Below are 16,257 nucleotides of genomic sequence, written 5' to 3' on the forward strand. Positions count from 1 at the left end.
GGAGGCAGGGAGAATATGAATATGCGTCGCCTGGCAGATACGCCGATCTGGGTAAGACTCACGGGTGCCATCTGGCTGATGCTGGTGGTGGCCTGGGGCAGCATGATCGCATGGGAGACCCGGGTGAACCGGGATATTGCCATCGAGCAGGCAAAGGATTTTGCCGCCACCGTCAATGAAATGACCATGGCCGGGCTGACCGGCATGATGATCACCGGCACGGTGGCGCAGCGCGATGTCTTCCTCGATCAGATCAAGGAACTCTCTGCGGTGCGCGACCTGAAGGTCATCCGCGGCGAGCAGGTGAGCAAACTGTTCGGCCCCGGCACCGCCGGCGAGGTCACGCTCGATGCGGTGGAGCGCGAGGTGATGGGCGGTGGCGCGCCGGTGATGCGCGTCGAGGGGGATGGCCACCTGCGCGTCGTCATTCCCGCGCTGGCATCGCGCAACTATCTCGGCAAGGACTGCGTGATGTGCCACCAGGTCACGGAAGGCACGCCGCTGGGGGCGGTGAGCATGCGCATCTCGCTGGACCAGGTGAACAGCGCGGTGAATGACTTCCGCAACAAGAGCATCCTGTTCGCGCTGCTGGTGTCCGTCCCGCTGCTGGGCTTCGTCTATCTCTTCATCCGCCGTTTCGTCAGCCGGCCGCTTGCACACCTGGGTGACAGCCTGGGCGAGATCGCCCAGGGCGGTGGCGACCTGACCCGCCGGCTGGAGATTGCCGGCGACGACGAGATCGGTCGCACCGCCGCCAGCTTCAACCGCATGCTCGCCACCATCGCCGAGCTGGTGCGCCAGGTCGGCAGTTCGGCCTCGGCGGTCACCGTCTCGGCGCGCAGCCTCGCCACCGGGGCGGGGCGGCTGGCGGAGAGCTCGCACCGGCAGAACGACAGTTCGGTGGAAGCCGCAGCGGCGGTGGATGCGCTCACCAGCAATATCGCCCATATCGCCGGCAGCGCAGAGGAAGTGCGCGAGCGTTCGCGCGACAGCCTTACCCGTTCCCGCGAAGGCCAGCAGACGCTGGCGCGGCTGATCGGCGAGGTCGGCGAGGTGGAAGAGGCGGTGAAGCAGATGGCGGAAGCCGCTGGCGCCTTCGTGCAATCCACCGCCTCCATCACCGACATGACGCGCGAGGTGCGGGAGATTGCCGAGCAGACCAATCTGTTGGCGCTCAACGCTGCCATCGAGGCTGCGCGGGCGGGCGAGCAGGGCCGCGGTTTCGCGGTGGTGGCCGATGAAGTGCGCAAGCTGGCGGAGAAGTCGGCGCGCTCGGCGGGCGAGATCGACGGAATCACCCAGGACATCACCCGGCAGTCGGCCTCGGTACAGGAATCCATCGCCCGCGGGCTGGAGCACCTGGCGTCCAGCCGGGAGGCGGCGGATACGGTGTCCGAGGTGTTCGACGCGGCGAATACCTCGGTTGGCGAAGTCGGCGAGGGGCTGGACCGCATTGCCGGCGCCACCGGCGAGCAGCGCCGTTCCAGCGAGAAAGTCACTGGCAGCATCGACGAGATCGCCCACATGGCGAGCGACAACAACCGCGCCATCGAGCAGACGGTGGAAGCGGCGCAGGAACTGGAGCGGCTGGCCGCCAGCCTGCAGGAATCGGTGTCGCGCTTCCGGGTTTGATCTGCTGGCGGGGCAGCGGCGCTCGGGCCGGCTGCCCCGTGCTGGCCTCAGCCAGCGGCGCCTGCCTTAGTCCAGGCGCACCGGCACGAAGATGCGGGCGCCGCCGCGCTGGATCAGCAGCGCGAAGCGGTTGCCCACCCGTTCCAGCTGCTGGCGCAGTTGCTCCATCGTCACCACCGGCTGGTTGTTCAGCGACAGGATGATGTCGCCGCGCTGGAGGCCGGCGCGGGCGGCCGGTCCGCTGACGTTCTCCACCAACAGCCCACCGCCGATGCCGAGCTGGCTCGCTTCCTGGCCGCTCAGCGGGCGGGCGCTGAGGCCCAGCTTGCCGCCGGTGCTGTCGCCGCGGCCCGGCCGCTGGGCGGAGGCGCTGGCCTCCGGATTCAGTTCGTCCAGCGTGGCTGTCACTTCCCGGCGCTTGCCCTCGCGCCATACATCCAGGCGGATGCGGGTGCCGGGGCGCTTGTCGCCTATCACCCGCGGCAGGTCGGCGGAATCCTCCACCGTGGTGCCATCCACTGCCAGCACCACGTCGCCGGATCTGAGCCCGGCCTTTTCCGCCGCGCTGCCCGGGTCGACGCTGGCGATCAGTGCGCCGCGTGCGTCCGGCAGGCCGAAGGACTGCGCCAGTTCCTTGTTCACGCCCTGGATGGCGACGCCCAGCCGCCCGCGCTGAACCCGGCCATGGGCGATCAGCTGGTCCTTCACATTCATCGCCACGTCCATCGGAATGGCGAAGGAGATGCCCATGAAGCCGCCGGAGCGGGAGTAGATCTGCGAGTTGATGCCGACTACTTCACCGTTGAGGTTGAACAGCGGCCCGCCGGAGTTGCCGGGGTTGATGGCGACGTCGGTCTGCAGGAAAGGCACGTAGTTCTCGTCCGGCAGGCGGCGGGCCTTGGCCGAGATGATGCCGGCGGTAACGGTGTGGTCGAAGCCGAATGGCGAGCCGACCGCGATCACCCATTCGCCGACGCGGGCACGCTCGGCATCGCCGATGCGTACCGTGGGCAGGTTGTCCGCCTCGATCTTGATCACCGCGATGTCGGTGCGCTTGTCGGTGCCGATGACCTTGGCCTTGAACTCGCGCTTGTCGATCAGGGTGACGGTGACTTCTGCGCTTTCCTCGCCCACCACATGAGCGTTGGTCAGCACATAGCCGTCCTTGCTGACGATGAAGCCGGAGCCGATGCCGCGGCTGATGCGCGGCGATCCGCCCGGCGCGCCCGGCGCGCCGGGCATGCCCGGCACCGGCACGCCGAAGCGGCGCAGGAAGTCGTAGAAGGGATCGTTGGCGAAGGGATTGTCTGGATCGGCCTGGCCCTGCGCTTGCTGCTGCACGACGCTGATGTTCACCACCGCCGGGCCGACCTGTTCCACCAGGTCGCCGAAGTCCGGCAAGCCGAAACGGCTGGGGTTGGCCGCCGGCGAATTGGTAGCGGGGCCAGTCTGAGCCTGGACCTGGGCCAGCACCGGCGCGGCCGGCAGGCCACCGAAAGCGAGGGTGAAAGCAGTGGCGAGTACGAGTTTTTTCATCGGCTTGAACTCCCTGGAGCGATTTCCTGTTCTTGCGTCAGCGGTGGACGCCGTCATGTGCGGGGTGTTCCCGCTGCGCGCGGGCAGCAGCCCTGCCCATCCTGGGCCTTGCGCTCCCGGTCCGCGGCTGTGCGGGGTAACATCGGCCCTCTCCGGTACCGAGGACCTGCCACGGCAGGACGCTAGTTTATGACGCTTACCGATCTACGTTATCTCGTCGCCCTGGCGCACGAACGCCACTTCGGCCGGGCGGCTGAGAAATGCCACGTCAGCCAGCCCACCTTGTCGGTGGCGATCAAGAAGGTGGAGGACGAACTGGGCATACAGCTGTTCGAGCGCAGCGCCGCCGAGGTCAAGATCACCGAGACGGGTCGCCGCATCGTCGCCCAGGCGGAAAAGGTGCTGATGGAGGCCGGCCAGATCCAGGAGATCGCCGCCGCAGGCAAGGATCCGCTGGCGGGGCCGCTGCGCGTCGGCGTCATCTACACCATCGGGCCCTACCTGCTGCCGCGGCTGATTCCGCGGGTGCATCAGCTGGCGCCGCGCATGCCGCTGATCATCCAGGAGAACTACACCACCCGGCTGGCGGAGGCGCTCAAGCGCGGCGAGCTGGATGTCATCATCATCAGCCTGCCCTTCGAGGAAGCCGGCATCGTTGCCCAGCCGGTGTACGACGAACCCTTCCGGGTGCTCATCCCGGCCGAGCATCCGTGGAAGAACAGCGAGAGCATCGATCCCGACCAGCTCGCCAACGACCAGTTGTTGCTGCTGGGCGCCGGCAACTGCTTCCGCGACCAGGTGCTGGAAGTCTGTCCGCACTGCCGCAACGTCGGCGGCCTGCAGCGCACGCTGGAAGGCAGTTCGCTGGAGACCATACGCCACATGGTCGCCACCGGCCTCGGCGTCACCGTGTTGCCCAGCTCCGCCGCCGACGAGATGACGCTACAGAACCAGCTGGTGGCGGTACGTCCCTTTGCCGAGCCGCAGCCGGTGCGCCGGGTAGCGCTGGCCTGGCGGGTGACCTACCCGCGCAGCGGCGCGATCGACATCCTGCGCACTGCTATCCTGGAAAGCGAACTGCCCGGCGTACGCCCGCTGGGCCGGGCACCGCTTACCGAGGCCGCTTGAGCAGGCGGCGGCGCGATAGGTAAACCCGATGAGGGGAATTCCGAGGATCAATTAGCACTATCGAGGGCAGGGGAATAGGATTCATCCATCGGCTGTTGCAAGGCCATCCGTTCGACAGACAAGGAGAAATACCATGGACATCGACATCGGCATCAACAAGGAAGAAAGGGCCAAGATCGCGGACGGCCTTTCCCGGCTGCTTGCGGATACCTACACCCTCTACCTCACCACCCACAACTTCCACTGGAACGTCACCGGCCCGATGTTCAACACGCTGCACCTGATGTTCGAGCAGCAGTACAACGAGCTGGCGTTGGCAGTGGATCTGGTGGCGGAACGCATCCGCGCCCTGGGTTTCCCGGCGCCGGGCACCTACAAGCAGTTCCAGCAACTGGCCAGCATCGGCGAGCCGGATGGCGTGCCGGCGGCGAACGACATGATCCGCATCCTGGTGCAGGGTCAGGAGGCAGTGGTCAGAACCGCCCGCAGCATCCTGCCACTGACGGACAAGAACAGCGACGAGCCGACCACCGACCTGCTCACCCAGCGCATGCAAGTGCACGAGAAGAACGCCTGGATGCTGCGCAGCCTGCTGGAGGGATGAGCGATCGCCAGCCGCGGCCGGCGCCGCGAGCAGAAAAACGAACGGGCCCGAAAGGGCCCGTTGTCTTTTGCTGTCTTGGTAGTACTCAGGCGGATTTGCTGGCGCGCTTGCGTGGGGCCGGCTTGGCCTCCGCTGCTTCGCCGCTCTTCTCGGCCTTGCCGGCACCTGCCTTGGCGGGGGTCGCCTTGGGCGCGCGGGGTTCGAACTCGAAGCCGACCTTGCCATCCTTCCCCCGCACCAGGAAGGCGGAGAACTTGCGTCGGGTACGGGCGGAAACGAAGCCCTTCAGCAGATCCGTCTTGCCCTCGGCCAGCAGCTTGCTCATCTGGTCCCGGTCTATGGGCTGCTGCAGGATGATCTTGCCGGAGCGGAAGTCGCAGCTCTTGCCCGGGCCCACCGACTTCTCGCAGACGTAGGCCAGGCCGTGTTCGTATACTGCGCTGCTGCACTTGGGGCAGGGCCCGAGGGATTGCTGATCGGAGAAATCGACCGCCTCGGCGCCTTCCTCGCCTTCCTTCGGCTGGCCGAAATCGAACTCCGGCTGCTTGTCGTCGTTGAGCTTGATCTCGGCATTGAACAGCCGGCCCATCTTATTGCGGAAGCCGAGCAGCGGGCCGACCTTGCCTTCGCGCAGCAGGGTCTCGATCTCCGGGATCTCGAACTGGCGGCCGGCGACGATCTTCCAGGTGCTCCAGTCGCAGGACTGGCAGGCGAACTTCTTATAGTTCTCCTTCACCGTGCCGCCGCACTTGGGGCAAGGCGTCTGCAGGGCGACGAATTCGCCCGGCACGGTGTCGGATTCGTAGCGCTTGGCGCGCTCCACCACCTCACGCGCCATTTCGGCGATCTCGCCCATGAAGGCTTCGCGCGACAGCTCGCCGCGCTCCATGCGCGACAGCTTGTACTCCCAGCCGCCGGTGAGCTCCGGCGAAGTCAGTGCATTGACGCCCAGGCCCTTCAGCAGCGTGATCAGCGAAAAGGCCTTGGCGCTGGGGATCAGCTCGCGGCCTTCGCGGTGGATGTACTGCTCGGCGATCAGGCCTTCGATGATCTGCGCGCGGGTGGCTGGTGTGCCGAGGCCGCGCTCGGCCATGGCGGCACGCAGTTCCTCGTCGTCCACCATCTTGCCGGCGCCTTCCATGGCCGACAGCAGCGTGGCTTCGTTGAAGCGCGCCGGCGGCTTGGTCTGCAGCGACTTGAGCAGGATGTCCTCGGTGGCGACGGTTTCGTTCGGCTGCACCGGCACCAGCTGCGGGCCGCCGCCCTCCTTGTCGTCCTTCTCGTTCGCCGCTTCCTTGCCGTAAACGGCCAGCCAGCCGGCATTCACCAGCACCTTGCCTTCGGTTTTGAAGGCTTCGCCTTCGACGCGGGTGATGCGGGTGGTGATCTGGTACTCGGCGGCCGGATAGAACACCGCCAAGAAGCGCCGGGTGACGAGATCGTAGATCTTCTGCTCGGCTTCCGACAGGCTCTTGGGCAGCGTGCCGGTGGGAATGATGGCGAAGTGGTCGGAGATCTTGGCGTTGTTGAAGATGCGCTTGTTCGGTCGCACCCAGCCTTGCTTGGCGATCTCATTGGCGAAGGGCGCGTACTCGTCCGGCAGGCCGCGCATCACGTCCTTCACCGTGCCGAGGTAGTCCTCGGGCAGCGCGCGGGCATCGGTACGCGGGTAGGTGAGTACCTTGTGCTTTTCGTAGAGCGCCTGGGCCAACTGCAGGGTGACGCGGGCGGAGAAGCCGAAGCGGCCATTGGCTTCGCGCTGCAGGCTGGTGAGGTCGAACAGCAGCGGCGACAGCTGCGTGGAAGGCTTGGACTCCTCGCTGACCTTGCCCGGCTTGCCCTCGCACTTGGCGCGGATGGTTTCCGCCTTGGCCTTGTCCCACAGGCGGTGAGCGTTGGCGTGCTCGTCGCCTTCCGGTTTCTTGAACTGCTCGTCGAACCAGCGGCCGGCGTACTCGCCCGCCTGGCAGCCGAAGCTGGCTTCCAGCTCCCAGTAGTCGCGCGGCTTGAACTTGCGGATCTTGTCCTCGCGCTCGACCACGATGGCCAGCGTGGGTGTCTGCACGCGGCCGACGGTGGTGAGGTGGAAACCGCCCGTCTTGGAGTTGAACGCGGTCATCGCCCGTGTGCCATTGATGCCGATCAGCCAGTCGGATTCGGCACGGCAGACGGCGGCGTTGCGCAGGCCTTCCACGTCCCGCGCGGTCCGCAGGTGGGCGAAGCCGTCGCGGATCGCGGTGGCAGTCATCGACTGCAGCCACAGCCGCTGCACCGGCTTGCTGGTGCCGGCGTGCTGGACGATGAAGTTGAAGATCAGCTCGCCTTCGCGCCCCGCGTCACAGGCGTTGATCAGGCCGGTGACGTCCTTGCGCTTGATCAGCCGCGTCAGCAACTTCAGGCGGTCGTCGGTCTTCTCGATCGGCTTCAGGGCGAAGTGCGGCGGGATGACCGGCAGGTGGGCGAAGGTCCATTTGCCCCGCTTGACCTCGTATTCCTCGGGCACGGCCAGCTCGAGAAGGTGGCCCACGGCGGACGACAACACATAGTCGTCGGACTCGTAGTAGTCCTTCTCCTTGGTGAAGCCGCCCAGCGCACGGGCGATGTCCTGCGCAACGGAAGGCTTTTCCGCGATGATCAGTTGCTTGCTCATGCCTGTTGGGCGGGGGCAGGAAGCCGTTGCCGGCCGTGGCCCCGGAGGTTATGAAGCGGCGGATGATAAAGAGGCGTCTGCCCGACGTGCAAGCCGGACAGTTAGGCGGTAAGGCTCAGTGCAGGACCGGGCCTTGTTCCTCGTCCTCGCTGGAGAGCAGCTCGTCTACGATCAGGCTGTCCATGGGCTGTTCCTGTTGCCACAGCACCATCAGCACGATGACCTTGAGCCGGTTCAGGTTGATGCTGAGCTTGTCGAGCGCCATGGCCCGCTCGATGATCATCTCGCGGCTGAGGGCGTCGAGCACGCCGGCGCTTTCGAGAAAGGCCAGGAAGCCACGACATTCGGGATTCAGCCTGGCGGTTTCCTCTTCGGCGTAGAGACGGATCGCGCCGGCAGAGGGCGCGACACAGGGAAGCGCGGTTTCCGCCACCCGGCGCAAGCCGGACAGCCATTCCAGCGCTTCGGTAATTTCTTCGTCCTCGAAGCCCGCCGCCGACAGTTTGCGGGCAAGTTGCTCCGACTCGGGGCAGGCATCGGCGTGGATGTAGCTTTCGAAGAGGTATACAAGAATGTCGAACAAGGTCACCTCCCGGAATCGCCGCGGCGGGTCTCGACGACCCCGCGCGTTGTTGCCTGATCCGCCTGGCATGGCCGCGGAGGCGGCAGCTTACAGGCGCTGGAACCGGTTGCCCGGCAGGCGGGCGATGCGTCCATCCAGTTCCATGGCAAGGAGCATGGCGTAGAGCGCATCCACCGTCAAGCCGCAGCGGAGCGCCAATGTGTCGATGTCCACGGGGTCGTGACCGAGGGCGGAGAGCAGCTTTTTGCTGGCTTCGTCGCCGTCACCGTCGTCGGCAGGTCGGGTCGGGTTCGCGGCGGCCGGGGCTGAGGTCGGGCGTGGCAGCTCGAGCCGGGGGCGCAGTTCTTCCAGGATGTCCTCGGCGGTCTCCACCAGTTTGGCGCCGTCGCGGATCAGGCGGTGACAGCCGCGGGACAGCGGTGAATGGATGGAGCCGGGAATGGCGAATACTTCCAGGCCGCACTCGGTCGCCAGCCGGGCGGTTATCAACGAGCCGCTGCCGACGGCCGCCTCCACCACCAGCACGCCGAGCGAGAGGCCGGCGATGAGCCGGTTGCGGCGGGGAAAGTGGTGGCGCTGGGCGGCGCTGCCCAGAGGGAACTCGCTGAGGATGAGGCCGCGCGCCGCGATTTCCCGCGCCAGCGAGGCATTCCTGGCCGGGTAGATGCGATCCGCCCCTGTGCCGATCACCGCGATGGTGGCTGCGGCTTCGTCCGCCAGCGCACCGCGGTGGGCGGCGGCATCGATGCCCAGCGCAAGTCCGCTGACGATGGTGAGCCCGGCCGAGCACAGGTGGCGGGCGAAGGCATGGGCGTTTTCCTCGCCTTGCGGCGTGGCCGAACGGGCACCGACGATCGCCAGGGCGGGCCGGTCGAGAAGATCCGCGTTGCCCTTGGCGTACAGCAGCGCGGGGGGATCGGCGATATCCAGCAGCGCCTTGGGATAGGCGGCGTCCGCCAGGGTCAGGATATGGTTGCCGTCTTCGCTGGCCCAGGCGAGGGCGGTATCGATGGCGGCCTGGTCGGGCTGGGCCGACAACAAGTCGGCTGCCTCGTTGCCGACGACGCCGGCAAGACTGCTGCGGCTGGCATCGAAGATCTGTCGGGGCAGGCCGAAGGCGGAGAGCAGCTTGCGCTGCTGTGCCGGCCCTAGGCCGGGCACCAGCGTCAGCCGCAGCCAGGCGGCGAGATCGCTGAGGTCGGTGTCTGCGGTCAATGGATCAGGGTTTGCGGACGCGGTCGCCGAGGGTGACCGGACCATCCGACTCCATCACCAGCGCGTAGGCGATGTGGTCGAAGACGCGGAACACCACCGCCAGGCCGTAGCGCTTCTCCGGTAGCACATAGATCTCGCGGGAACCGTTTTCGGTGTAATCCGCGGTGCCGCGGTCGCGATACAGCGCCAGCACATGGCCGCGCTCCAGGCCTTCCTTGGCGCCGATATCCAGCGCGACGACGTTGAGGCTGCCGGTCTCCGCAACGCCGCGGTGGATGGAGACCAGTTGGCCGTTCACTTCTTGCTCCGGCGCATGCGGCGCATAGGAGAACACGGTCGGCCGTTCGCTCGGCAGCATCAGATCGCCGACGCCGATCTCCTCGTTGGCGTTGATGATCTCCAGCGTGGTCGGGTTGCCGCGCTCGCTCACCCGCGCTGAGCCGAGATGGACGACTTCGTAGCCGATGATTTCCCGCGTGCCCGGGCGCTCCAGCGGACGGGCAGGGCGGTAGATCTGCCACACGTCCACGCCGTCGCGCACGTTCTTGGCGAATACCGTGTCGCCTGCGCCCATATAGACCCGGCTGGTTTCGGTGGCGACGATGGTGGCGGAGCCCTCCACCCGCGCCTGATCGACCACCAGCGGCTGGACGAGGAAGGGGTCGATGACATGCAGCGGAATACTGGGCACGGCCTGGCCGAGCGCTTCGCTATAGACCTGGGGAAAGAGCTTTTCGTCCTGGGTGCCGCCGACACGCCGGCCGACGGTGAGCCAGGGGCCGCTGCGGTCCAGCATGATGATCTGGCCGGGGTAGATCAGGTGCGGGTTGCGCACCTGGTCGCGGTTCAGACGCCAGACTTCCGGCCAGCGCCACGGCTGCTTGAGGAAGCGGCCCGAGATGCCCCACAGCGTATCGCCGCGGACCACCGTGTAGGTGTCGGGCGCATCATCCGCCAGCGCTACGCCCTGTGCCGCCGCCGGGCCGCTCAACAGGCCTGCGATGCAGAGGACGAGAGGGAATATAATTCGGATCATTGCTCGCTTCCGGTAGGTACGGGCGGCGGCCCGCTCGGAACGCCCTCTGTTCCGCCGGGTCCACGACTTCTGTTCGCGGTGTGTGCGGTCGGCGCAGGCCGTCTCAGCACGTAGGCATGCATGTCAAACCGCTTGAAATTCTGCACGTAATGGCTTAACCCGGCAAGCATTTATGGCTCTGTTACCCATCCTCCGATATCCCGATTCCCGCCTTCACACCGTGGCCCGCCCGGTGACCGAGGTGGATGACTCCATCCGCCGTCTGGTCCAGGACATGGCGGAGACGATGTATGAAGCGCCGGGCATTGGCCTGGCCGCCACGCAGGTCGATGTTCACCGCAGGGTGGTGGTGATCGACGTGAGCGAGGACAAGAGCGGCCTGATCGCCTTCATCAACCCGGAGATCCTCGAGCGTTCCGGCGAGCAGGTGTGCGAAGAGGGTTGTCTGTCGGTGCCGGGCGTGTACGAGAAGGTGACCCGCGCCGAGCGGGTGAAGGTGAAGGCGCTCAACGACAAGGGCGAGACCTTCGAACTAGAGGCCGAGGGCTTGCTCGCGGTGTGCATCCAGCACGAGATCGATCACCTGGATGGCAAGGTCTTCGTCGAATACCTGTCTCCCCTCAAGCTCGGCCGCATCAAGACCAGGCTTGCGAAGAAGGCACGCATCACCGCCTGAAGCGCTTCCTCCCGGCAGCCGGCCCCAGGTTGGCTGCGTTCTTCTCCAGGCTTTGAACTCCATGAATCGCCCTCTTCGCGTCGCCTTCGCGGGCACGCCCGAATTCGCCGCCTGCGCGCTGGATGCGATCGCCGCTGCCGGTTACGAGATCCCGCTGGTGCTGACGCAGCCCGATCGCCCTGCCGGCCGCGGCATGAAGCTGATGCCGAGCCCGGTGAAGCAACTCGCGCTCGACCGCGGCTTCCCGGTGGATCAGCCGGAGCGTCTGCGCACCGAGGAGCAGCGGGCGGCGCTTCTCGCCTGTGCCCCGGACGTGCTGGTAGTGGCCGCCTACGGCCTTATCCTGCCGAAGGCGGTGCTCGATCTGCCGCGCTATGGCTGCCTCAACATCCACGCTTCCCTGCTGCCCCGCTGGCGTGGTGCTGCGCCCATTCACCGTGCAATAGAGGCGGGCGATGCGGAGACCGGCATCACCATCATGCAGATGGACGAAGGCCTGGACACCGGCCCGATGCTGTTGCGCCGCCGGTTGCCCATCCTGCCGGACGACACCACCGGCAGCCTGCACGACCGCCTCGCCGCACTCGGCGCGGAGTCCATCCTCGAAGCCCTGGCTGCGCTGCCGGATGGCGGTCTGACGCCGGAACCGCAACCGGAGGCGGGCGTGACCTACGCCGCCAAGATCGGCCGCGCCGAATCCGCGCTGGACTGGAGCCGGCCGGCGGCCGAGCTGCAGTGCGCGATCCGCGCCTTCAATCCCTTTCCGGGCGCCGTCGGCTCGTTGCGGGACACGACGATCAAGATCTGGGCGGCCGAACAGGTGGCGGGAGGTGAGGCTGCCGGCGGCCAAGCCGGCACGGTGCTTGCCGCCGGCGAGGAGGGCATCATCGTCGCCTGCGGCAAGGGCGCGTTGCGCCTGCTGCAACTGCAGCGCCCCGGCAGCAAGCGCCTGCCGGCGGGGGAATTCCTGCGTGGTTTCAATGTCTCTGCCGGTGAGAGATTCGTGCCGCCCCCTGCTCAGGGCGATTGAAAGCGGCACCTTCGTCCCCATCTATTGCAGTGTCGGCGGCTTGCCGCCAAGCGCAGGACTCTAGGAGAGGAAACGCGAAATGTTCGGAAACTGGATCAAGACCTCCATCCTCATGGCCGGTATCGTCGCCCTGTTCGGCGTGGTCGGCGGGGTCATCGGCGGGCAGCAAGGCATGCTGCTGGCGCTGGTGTTCGGTGGGGCCATGAACCTTTGGGCCTATTGGTTCTCGGACAAGATGGTGCTGAAGATGTACCGCGCCCGCGAGGTGGACGAGACCACTTCGCCCTATCTGTACAACATGGTGAAGGGCCTCGCCGGCCGTGCCGGCCTGCCGATGCCCAAGGTGTACATCATCGACGAGGACCAGCCCAACGCCTTTGCCACCGGCCGCAACCCGGAGAACGCTGCAGTGGCCGCCACCACCGGCATCATGCGCATGCTCTCCGAGCGCGAGCTGCGCGGCGTGATGGCGCACGAGCTGGCGCACGTGAAGAACCGCGACATCCTGATCTCGACCATCTCCGCTACCGTGGCTGGCGCCATCTCCTCGCTGGCCCAGTTCGGCATGTTCTTTGGCGGGCGCGACGGCGAAAACCGCCCCAACCCCATCGTTGCCATCATCGTGATGATCATGGCGCCCATCGCCGGCATGCTGATCCAGATGGCCATCAGCCGTACCCGCGAGTTCGGTGCCGACCGTGGCGGTGCGGAGATTTCCGGCGATCCGGAAGCACTCGCCAGCGCGCTGGCGAAGATCGACGCCTACGCCCGCGGCATCCCGATGCACACCGCGGAGGCTCACCCCGAGACGGCGCAGATGATGATCATGAACCCGCTGTCCGGCGGCGGGCTGCGCGGCCTGTTTTCCACCCATCCTTCCACCGAAGAGCGAATCGCCAAGCTTCGTGCAATGGTGCACTGAGCACCACGCCGGAAGGAGTATTCTGCCGGGACATTCTGTCTGCACTGCGGACAGAATGTCCCGGTTTGCTTTCCGGTTCCGGCCGTATAACCCGCTTTCCGCCTGCACTAAAGGAGGAGGAACGGAACTTGCGGATAAAGCGGTTGGTTTTCAACACAACCACTACCCGAAGAGGGGGAATCATGCACGTCTCGAGGCGAGGCTTTTTCAAAGTCTGTGCCGCGGGCATGTCGGGATCCAGCCTGGTCGCAATGGGGTTCGCCCCGACTGCGGCGCTGGCGGAGGTCAGGCAGTTCAAGCTCGCGCACACTACCGAAACCCGTAACACCTGTCCGTACTGTTCCGTGGCCTGTGGCCTGCTGGTCTATTCGATCGGCGATGGCGCCAAGAACACCAAGGCGAAGGTCATCCACATCGAGGGCGACCCGGACCATCCGGTGAACCGCGGCACGCTGTGCCCCAAGGGTGCCGGCCTGCTGGATTTCGTCAGCAGCCCCGCCCGCCTTAAGTACCCGGAAGTGCGCGAAGCCGGCACCAACGAATGGAAGCGTATCTCGTGGGAAGAAGCCTATTCCCGCATCACGCGCCTGATGAAGGATGACCGCGACGCCAACTTCATCGAAAAGAACGCCGATGGCGTCACCGTCAATCGCTGGCTGAGCACCGGTTTCCTTGCCGCCTCCGCCTCCCCTAGCGAAGCTGGATACATTACGCACAAGGTTGTCCGCAACCTTGGCATGCTTGCATTCGACAACCAGGCACGTGTCTGACACGGCCCGACGGTAGCCAGTCTGGCTCCGACGTTTGGCCGTGGCGCGATGACCAACACCTGGTCGGACATCAAGAATGCCGACGTAGTGTTGATCATGGGCGGAAATGCCGCCGAAGCGCACCCGTGCGGGTTCAAGTGGGTCATTGAAGCGAAGAAGCTGAACAAGGCGAAGCTGGTCGTGGTCGATCCGCGCTTCACCCGCTCCGCTTCGGTTGCCGACTACTACGCCCCCATCCGTACCGGCACCGATATCGCCTTCCTCGGCGGTGTCATCAACTACCTGTTGACCAACGACAAGATTCAGCACGAGTACGTCAAGGCGTACACCGACTTCACGTTCCTGGTCGACGACAACTTCAGCTTCGAGAACGGGCTGTACTCCGGCTACAACGCCGAGAAGCGCAGCTACGACAAGTCCACCTGGCAATACCAGCGTGGCGCGGACGGCTACGTCCTCACCGATCCGACGCTGGAAAACCCGCGCTGCGTGTACCAGCTGATGAAGAAGCACTACAGCCGCTACACGCCGGATGTGGTGTCCAACATCTGCGGCACGCCGGAGAAGCAGTTCCTCAAGGTCTGCGAGTACATCGCCTCGACCTCGGGCACCGGCCGGGTGATGACCATCATGTACGCGCTGGGCTGGACGCAGCACTCGCAGGGCTCGCAGATCATCCGCACCGGGGCGATGGTGCAGCTGCTGCTGGGCAACATCGGCGTCAAGGGCGGCGGCATGAACGCGCTGCGCGGTCACTCCAACATCCAGGGTCTGACCGACCTGGGTCTGATGACCAACCTGCTGCCGGGCTATATGACGCTGCCGAGCGAGAAGGAGGCGGATTACCGCGCCTACATCGACAAGCGCGCGCCCAAACCCATGCGGCCGAACCAGATGTCGTACTGGCAGAACTACGAGAAGTTCCACGTCAGCCTGATGAAGGCCTGGTACGGCAAGGCCGCTACCGCCGACAACAACTGGTGTTACGACTGGCTGCCCAAGCTCGACAAGCCGCACGACGTGCTGCAGGTGTTCGAGGACATGTACCACGGCGAGGTCAATGGCTACTTCTGCCAGGGTTTCAACCCGCTGGCCGCGTTCCCGAACAAGCACAAGCTGAACACCGCGCTGGCCAAGCTGAAGTACCTGGTCATCATGGATCCGCTGGCGACCGAGACCTCCGAGTTCTGGAAGAACTACGGCGATCTCAACGACGTCGATACCGCCAGCATCCAGACCACGGTGTTCCGCCTGCCCACCACCTGCTTCGCCGAGGAAAGCGGTTCGCTGGTGAACTCCGCGCGCTGGCTGCAGTGGCACTGGAAGGGCGCCGAGCCCCCGGGCGAAGCCAAGCCGGACACCGAGATCATGGCCGGCCTGCACCTGCATCTGCGGGAGCTGTACAAGAAGGAAGGCGGTGCGTTCCCCGACCCCATCCTGAATCTCGACTGGCCGTACAAGATGCCGCACGAGCCTTCGTCCGAGGAACTGGCGAAGGAATTCAACGGCAAGGCACTGGAAGACCTGGCCGATCCGGCGGATCCGACCAAGATCATCCGCAAGGCCGGCGAACAGCTCGATGGCTTCGCCCAGCTGCGTGCCGACGGCTCCACCGCCTGCGGCTGCTGGATCTTCGCCGGCAGCTGGACCCAGGCCGGCAACCAGATGGCGCGCCGGGACAACTCCGACCCCTATGGCGATGGCCAGACCCAGAACTGGGCATGGTCGTGGCCGGCCAACCGCCGCATCCTGTACAACCGCGCCTCGGCCGACCCCTCCGGCAAGCCGTGGGACAGCAAGCGCAGGCTGGTGTGGTGGGACGGCAAGAAGTGGGCCGGCGACGACGTGCCCGACTTCGCTCCGGCTTCCGCGCCGGAAGTCGGCATGGGGCCGTTCATCATGAACCCGGAGGGCGTGTCGCGCTTCTTCGCCCGGGACATGATGGTCGAAGGGCCGTTCCCCGAGCACTACGAGCCGACCGAGACGCCGATCGACGTAAACCCGATGAACAACAATCCGCAGGCCATCTACAACCCGGCCTCGCGGATCTTCAAGGGTGATCTGGAGAACTTTGGTACTTCGGCCGAGTTCCCGTACGCGGGTACCACCTACCGGCTCACCGAGCATTTCCACTACTGGACCAAGCATGTGCATATCAACGCCGTGCTGCAGCCTCAGCAGTTCGTGGAGATCGGCGAGGGGCTGGCGCATGAGAAGGGCATCGCCAACGGCGATCAGGTGCAGGTCAGCAGCAAGCGCGGCTACATCCGTGCCGTGGCCGTGGTGACCAAGCGCATCCGTGCGCTCAAGGTCAACGGCAAGACCGTGCACCAGGTCGGCATTCCGATCCACTGGGGTTTCCTGGGCCAGGCCAAGGCAGGCTACATCGCCAATACGCTGGTGCCCTTCGTTGGCGACGCCAACACCCAGACCCCGGAATCCAAATCCTTCCTCGTGAACATCGAGAAGATTTGA

The 16,257-nt window shown here is 65.8% G+C and carries 12 protein-coding genes; 7 read left to right on the forward strand and 5 right to left on the reverse strand.

The features are described 5' to 3' along the window. Positions 1–21: 21 nt before the first annotated feature. Positions 22–1,632: a methyl-accepting chemotaxis protein gene (locus GRF61_RS00530; RefSeq protein WP_169148792.1), complete on the forward strand. Its 1,611-nt coding sequence runs from the start codon at positions 22–24 to the stop codon at positions 1,630–1,632. A 66-nt stretch (positions 1,633–1,698) separates the two neighbouring features. Here the strand turns inward: GRF61_RS00530 and GRF61_RS00535 are convergent, their stop codons facing one another. Beyond that, positions 1,699–3,168, reverse strand: a complete 1,470-nt coding sequence (locus tag GRF61_RS00535; protein ID WP_169148793.1) for a DegQ family serine endoprotease — start codon at positions 3,166–3,168, stop codon at positions 1,699–1,701. A 189-nt stretch (positions 3,169–3,357) separates the two neighbouring features. Between GRF61_RS00535 and GRF61_RS00540 the strand changes: the two genes are divergently transcribed. Both GRF61_RS00540 and GRF61_RS00545 read left to right on the forward strand, forming a co-directional pair. After that, positions 3,358–4,296 carry a hydrogen peroxide-inducible genes activator gene (locus GRF61_RS00540; protein ID WP_169148794.1) on the forward strand — a complete coding sequence of 313 codons (939 nt, stop codon included), beginning with the start codon at positions 3,358–3,360 and terminating at the stop codon, positions 4,294–4,296. A 133-nt stretch (positions 4,297–4,429) separates the two neighbouring features. Beyond that, positions 4,430–4,900: a Dps family protein gene (locus tag GRF61_RS00545; RefSeq protein ID WP_133593851.1), complete on the forward strand. Its 471-nt coding sequence runs from the start codon at positions 4,430–4,432 to the stop codon at positions 4,898–4,900. Between the two features lie 85 nt (positions 4,901–4,985). Here the strand turns inward: GRF61_RS00545 and GRF61_RS00550 are convergent, their stop codons facing one another. The 4 genes from GRF61_RS00550 to GRF61_RS00565 form a co-directional block, all read right to left on the reverse strand. Beyond that, on the reverse strand, positions 4,986–7,550 hold the full coding sequence (locus GRF61_RS00550; RefSeq protein ID WP_169148795.1) for a DNA topoisomerase III: 2,565 nt from the start codon (positions 7,548–7,550) through the stop codon (positions 4,986–4,988). A 115-nt stretch (positions 7,551–7,665) separates the two neighbouring features. Next, on the reverse strand, positions 7,666–8,133 hold the full coding sequence (locus GRF61_RS00555) for a DUF494 domain-containing protein (RefSeq protein WP_169148796.1): 468 nt from the start codon (positions 8,131–8,133) through the stop codon (positions 7,666–7,668). A gap of 87 nt (positions 8,134–8,220) precedes the next feature. After that, complete coding sequence (dprA, locus tag GRF61_RS00560) at positions 8,221–9,348, reverse strand: DNA-processing protein DprA (RefSeq protein WP_169148797.1); 1,128 nt, start codon at positions 9,346–9,348, stop codon at positions 8,221–8,223. A 4-nt stretch (positions 9,349–9,352) separates the two neighbouring features. Further along, complete coding sequence (locus tag GRF61_RS00565) at positions 9,353–10,384, reverse strand: LysM peptidoglycan-binding domain-containing protein (RefSeq protein ID WP_169148798.1); 1,032 nt, start codon at positions 10,382–10,384, stop codon at positions 9,353–9,355. A gap of 172 nt (positions 10,385–10,556) precedes the next feature. On the opposite strand from GRF61_RS00565, the gene def reads away from it, so the two are divergent. The 4 genes from def (at position 10,557) to fdnG (ending at position 16,257) form a co-directional block, all read left to right on the forward strand. Further along, entirely contained in the window at positions 10,557–11,060 is a 504-nt protein-coding gene (def, locus tag GRF61_RS00570; protein WP_169148799.1) for a peptide deformylase, read from the forward strand. A gap of 61 nt (positions 11,061–11,121) precedes the next feature. After that, on the forward strand, positions 11,122–12,090 hold the full coding sequence (gene fmt / locus GRF61_RS00575) for a methionyl-tRNA formyltransferase (RefSeq protein ID WP_169148800.1): 969 nt from the start codon (positions 11,122–11,124) through the stop codon (positions 12,088–12,090). Between the two features lie 79 nt (positions 12,091–12,169). Beyond that, positions 12,170–13,012 (forward strand): zinc metalloprotease HtpX, encoded by an 843-nt coding sequence (gene htpX / locus GRF61_RS00580; protein WP_133593837.1) that lies wholly within the window; start codon positions 12,170–12,172, stop codon positions 13,010–13,012. A 182-nt stretch (positions 13,013–13,194) separates the two neighbouring features. Then, a complete protein-coding gene (fdnG, locus tag GRF61_RS00585) occupies positions 13,195–16,257 on the forward strand; it encodes a formate dehydrogenase-N subunit alpha (protein ID WP_169148801.1) in 3,063 nt (1,020 codons plus the stop codon).

Source organism: Azoarcus sp. TTM-91, assembly GCF_012911025.1.
Classification (GTDB): Bacteria; Pseudomonadota; Gammaproteobacteria; order Burkholderiales; family Rhodocyclaceae; genus Azoarcus.

Coding starts and splice junctions, on each gene's coding strand:
- GRF61_RS00530 (WP_169148792.1), top strand. CDS start 22: ATGCGTCGCCTGGCAGATACGCCGATCTGGGTAAGACTCACGGGTGCC.
- GRF61_RS00535 (WP_169148793.1), bottom strand. CDS start 3,168: ATGAAAAAACTCGTACTCGCCACTGCTTTCACCCTCGCTTTCGGTGGC.
- GRF61_RS00540 (WP_169148794.1), top strand. CDS start 3,358: ATGACGCTTACCGATCTACGTTATCTCGTCGCCCTGGCGCACGAACGC.
- GRF61_RS00545 (WP_133593851.1), top strand. CDS start 4,430: ATGGACATCGACATCGGCATCAACAAGGAAGAAAGGGCCAAGATCGCG.
- GRF61_RS00550 (WP_169148795.1), bottom strand. CDS start 7,550: ATGAGCAAGCAACTGATCATCGCGGAAAAGCCTTCCGTTGCGCAGGAC.
- GRF61_RS00565 (WP_169148798.1), bottom strand. CDS start 10,384: ATGATCCGAATTATATTCCCTCTCGTCCTCTGCATCGCAGGCCTGTTG.
- def (WP_169148799.1), top strand. CDS start 10,557: ATGGCTCTGTTACCCATCCTCCGATATCCCGATTCCCGCCTTCACACC.
- fmt (WP_169148800.1), top strand. CDS start 11,122: ATGAATCGCCCTCTTCGCGTCGCCTTCGCGGGCACGCCCGAATTCGCC.
- htpX (WP_133593837.1), top strand. CDS start 12,170: ATGTTCGGAAACTGGATCAAGACCTCCATCCTCATGGCCGGTATCGTC.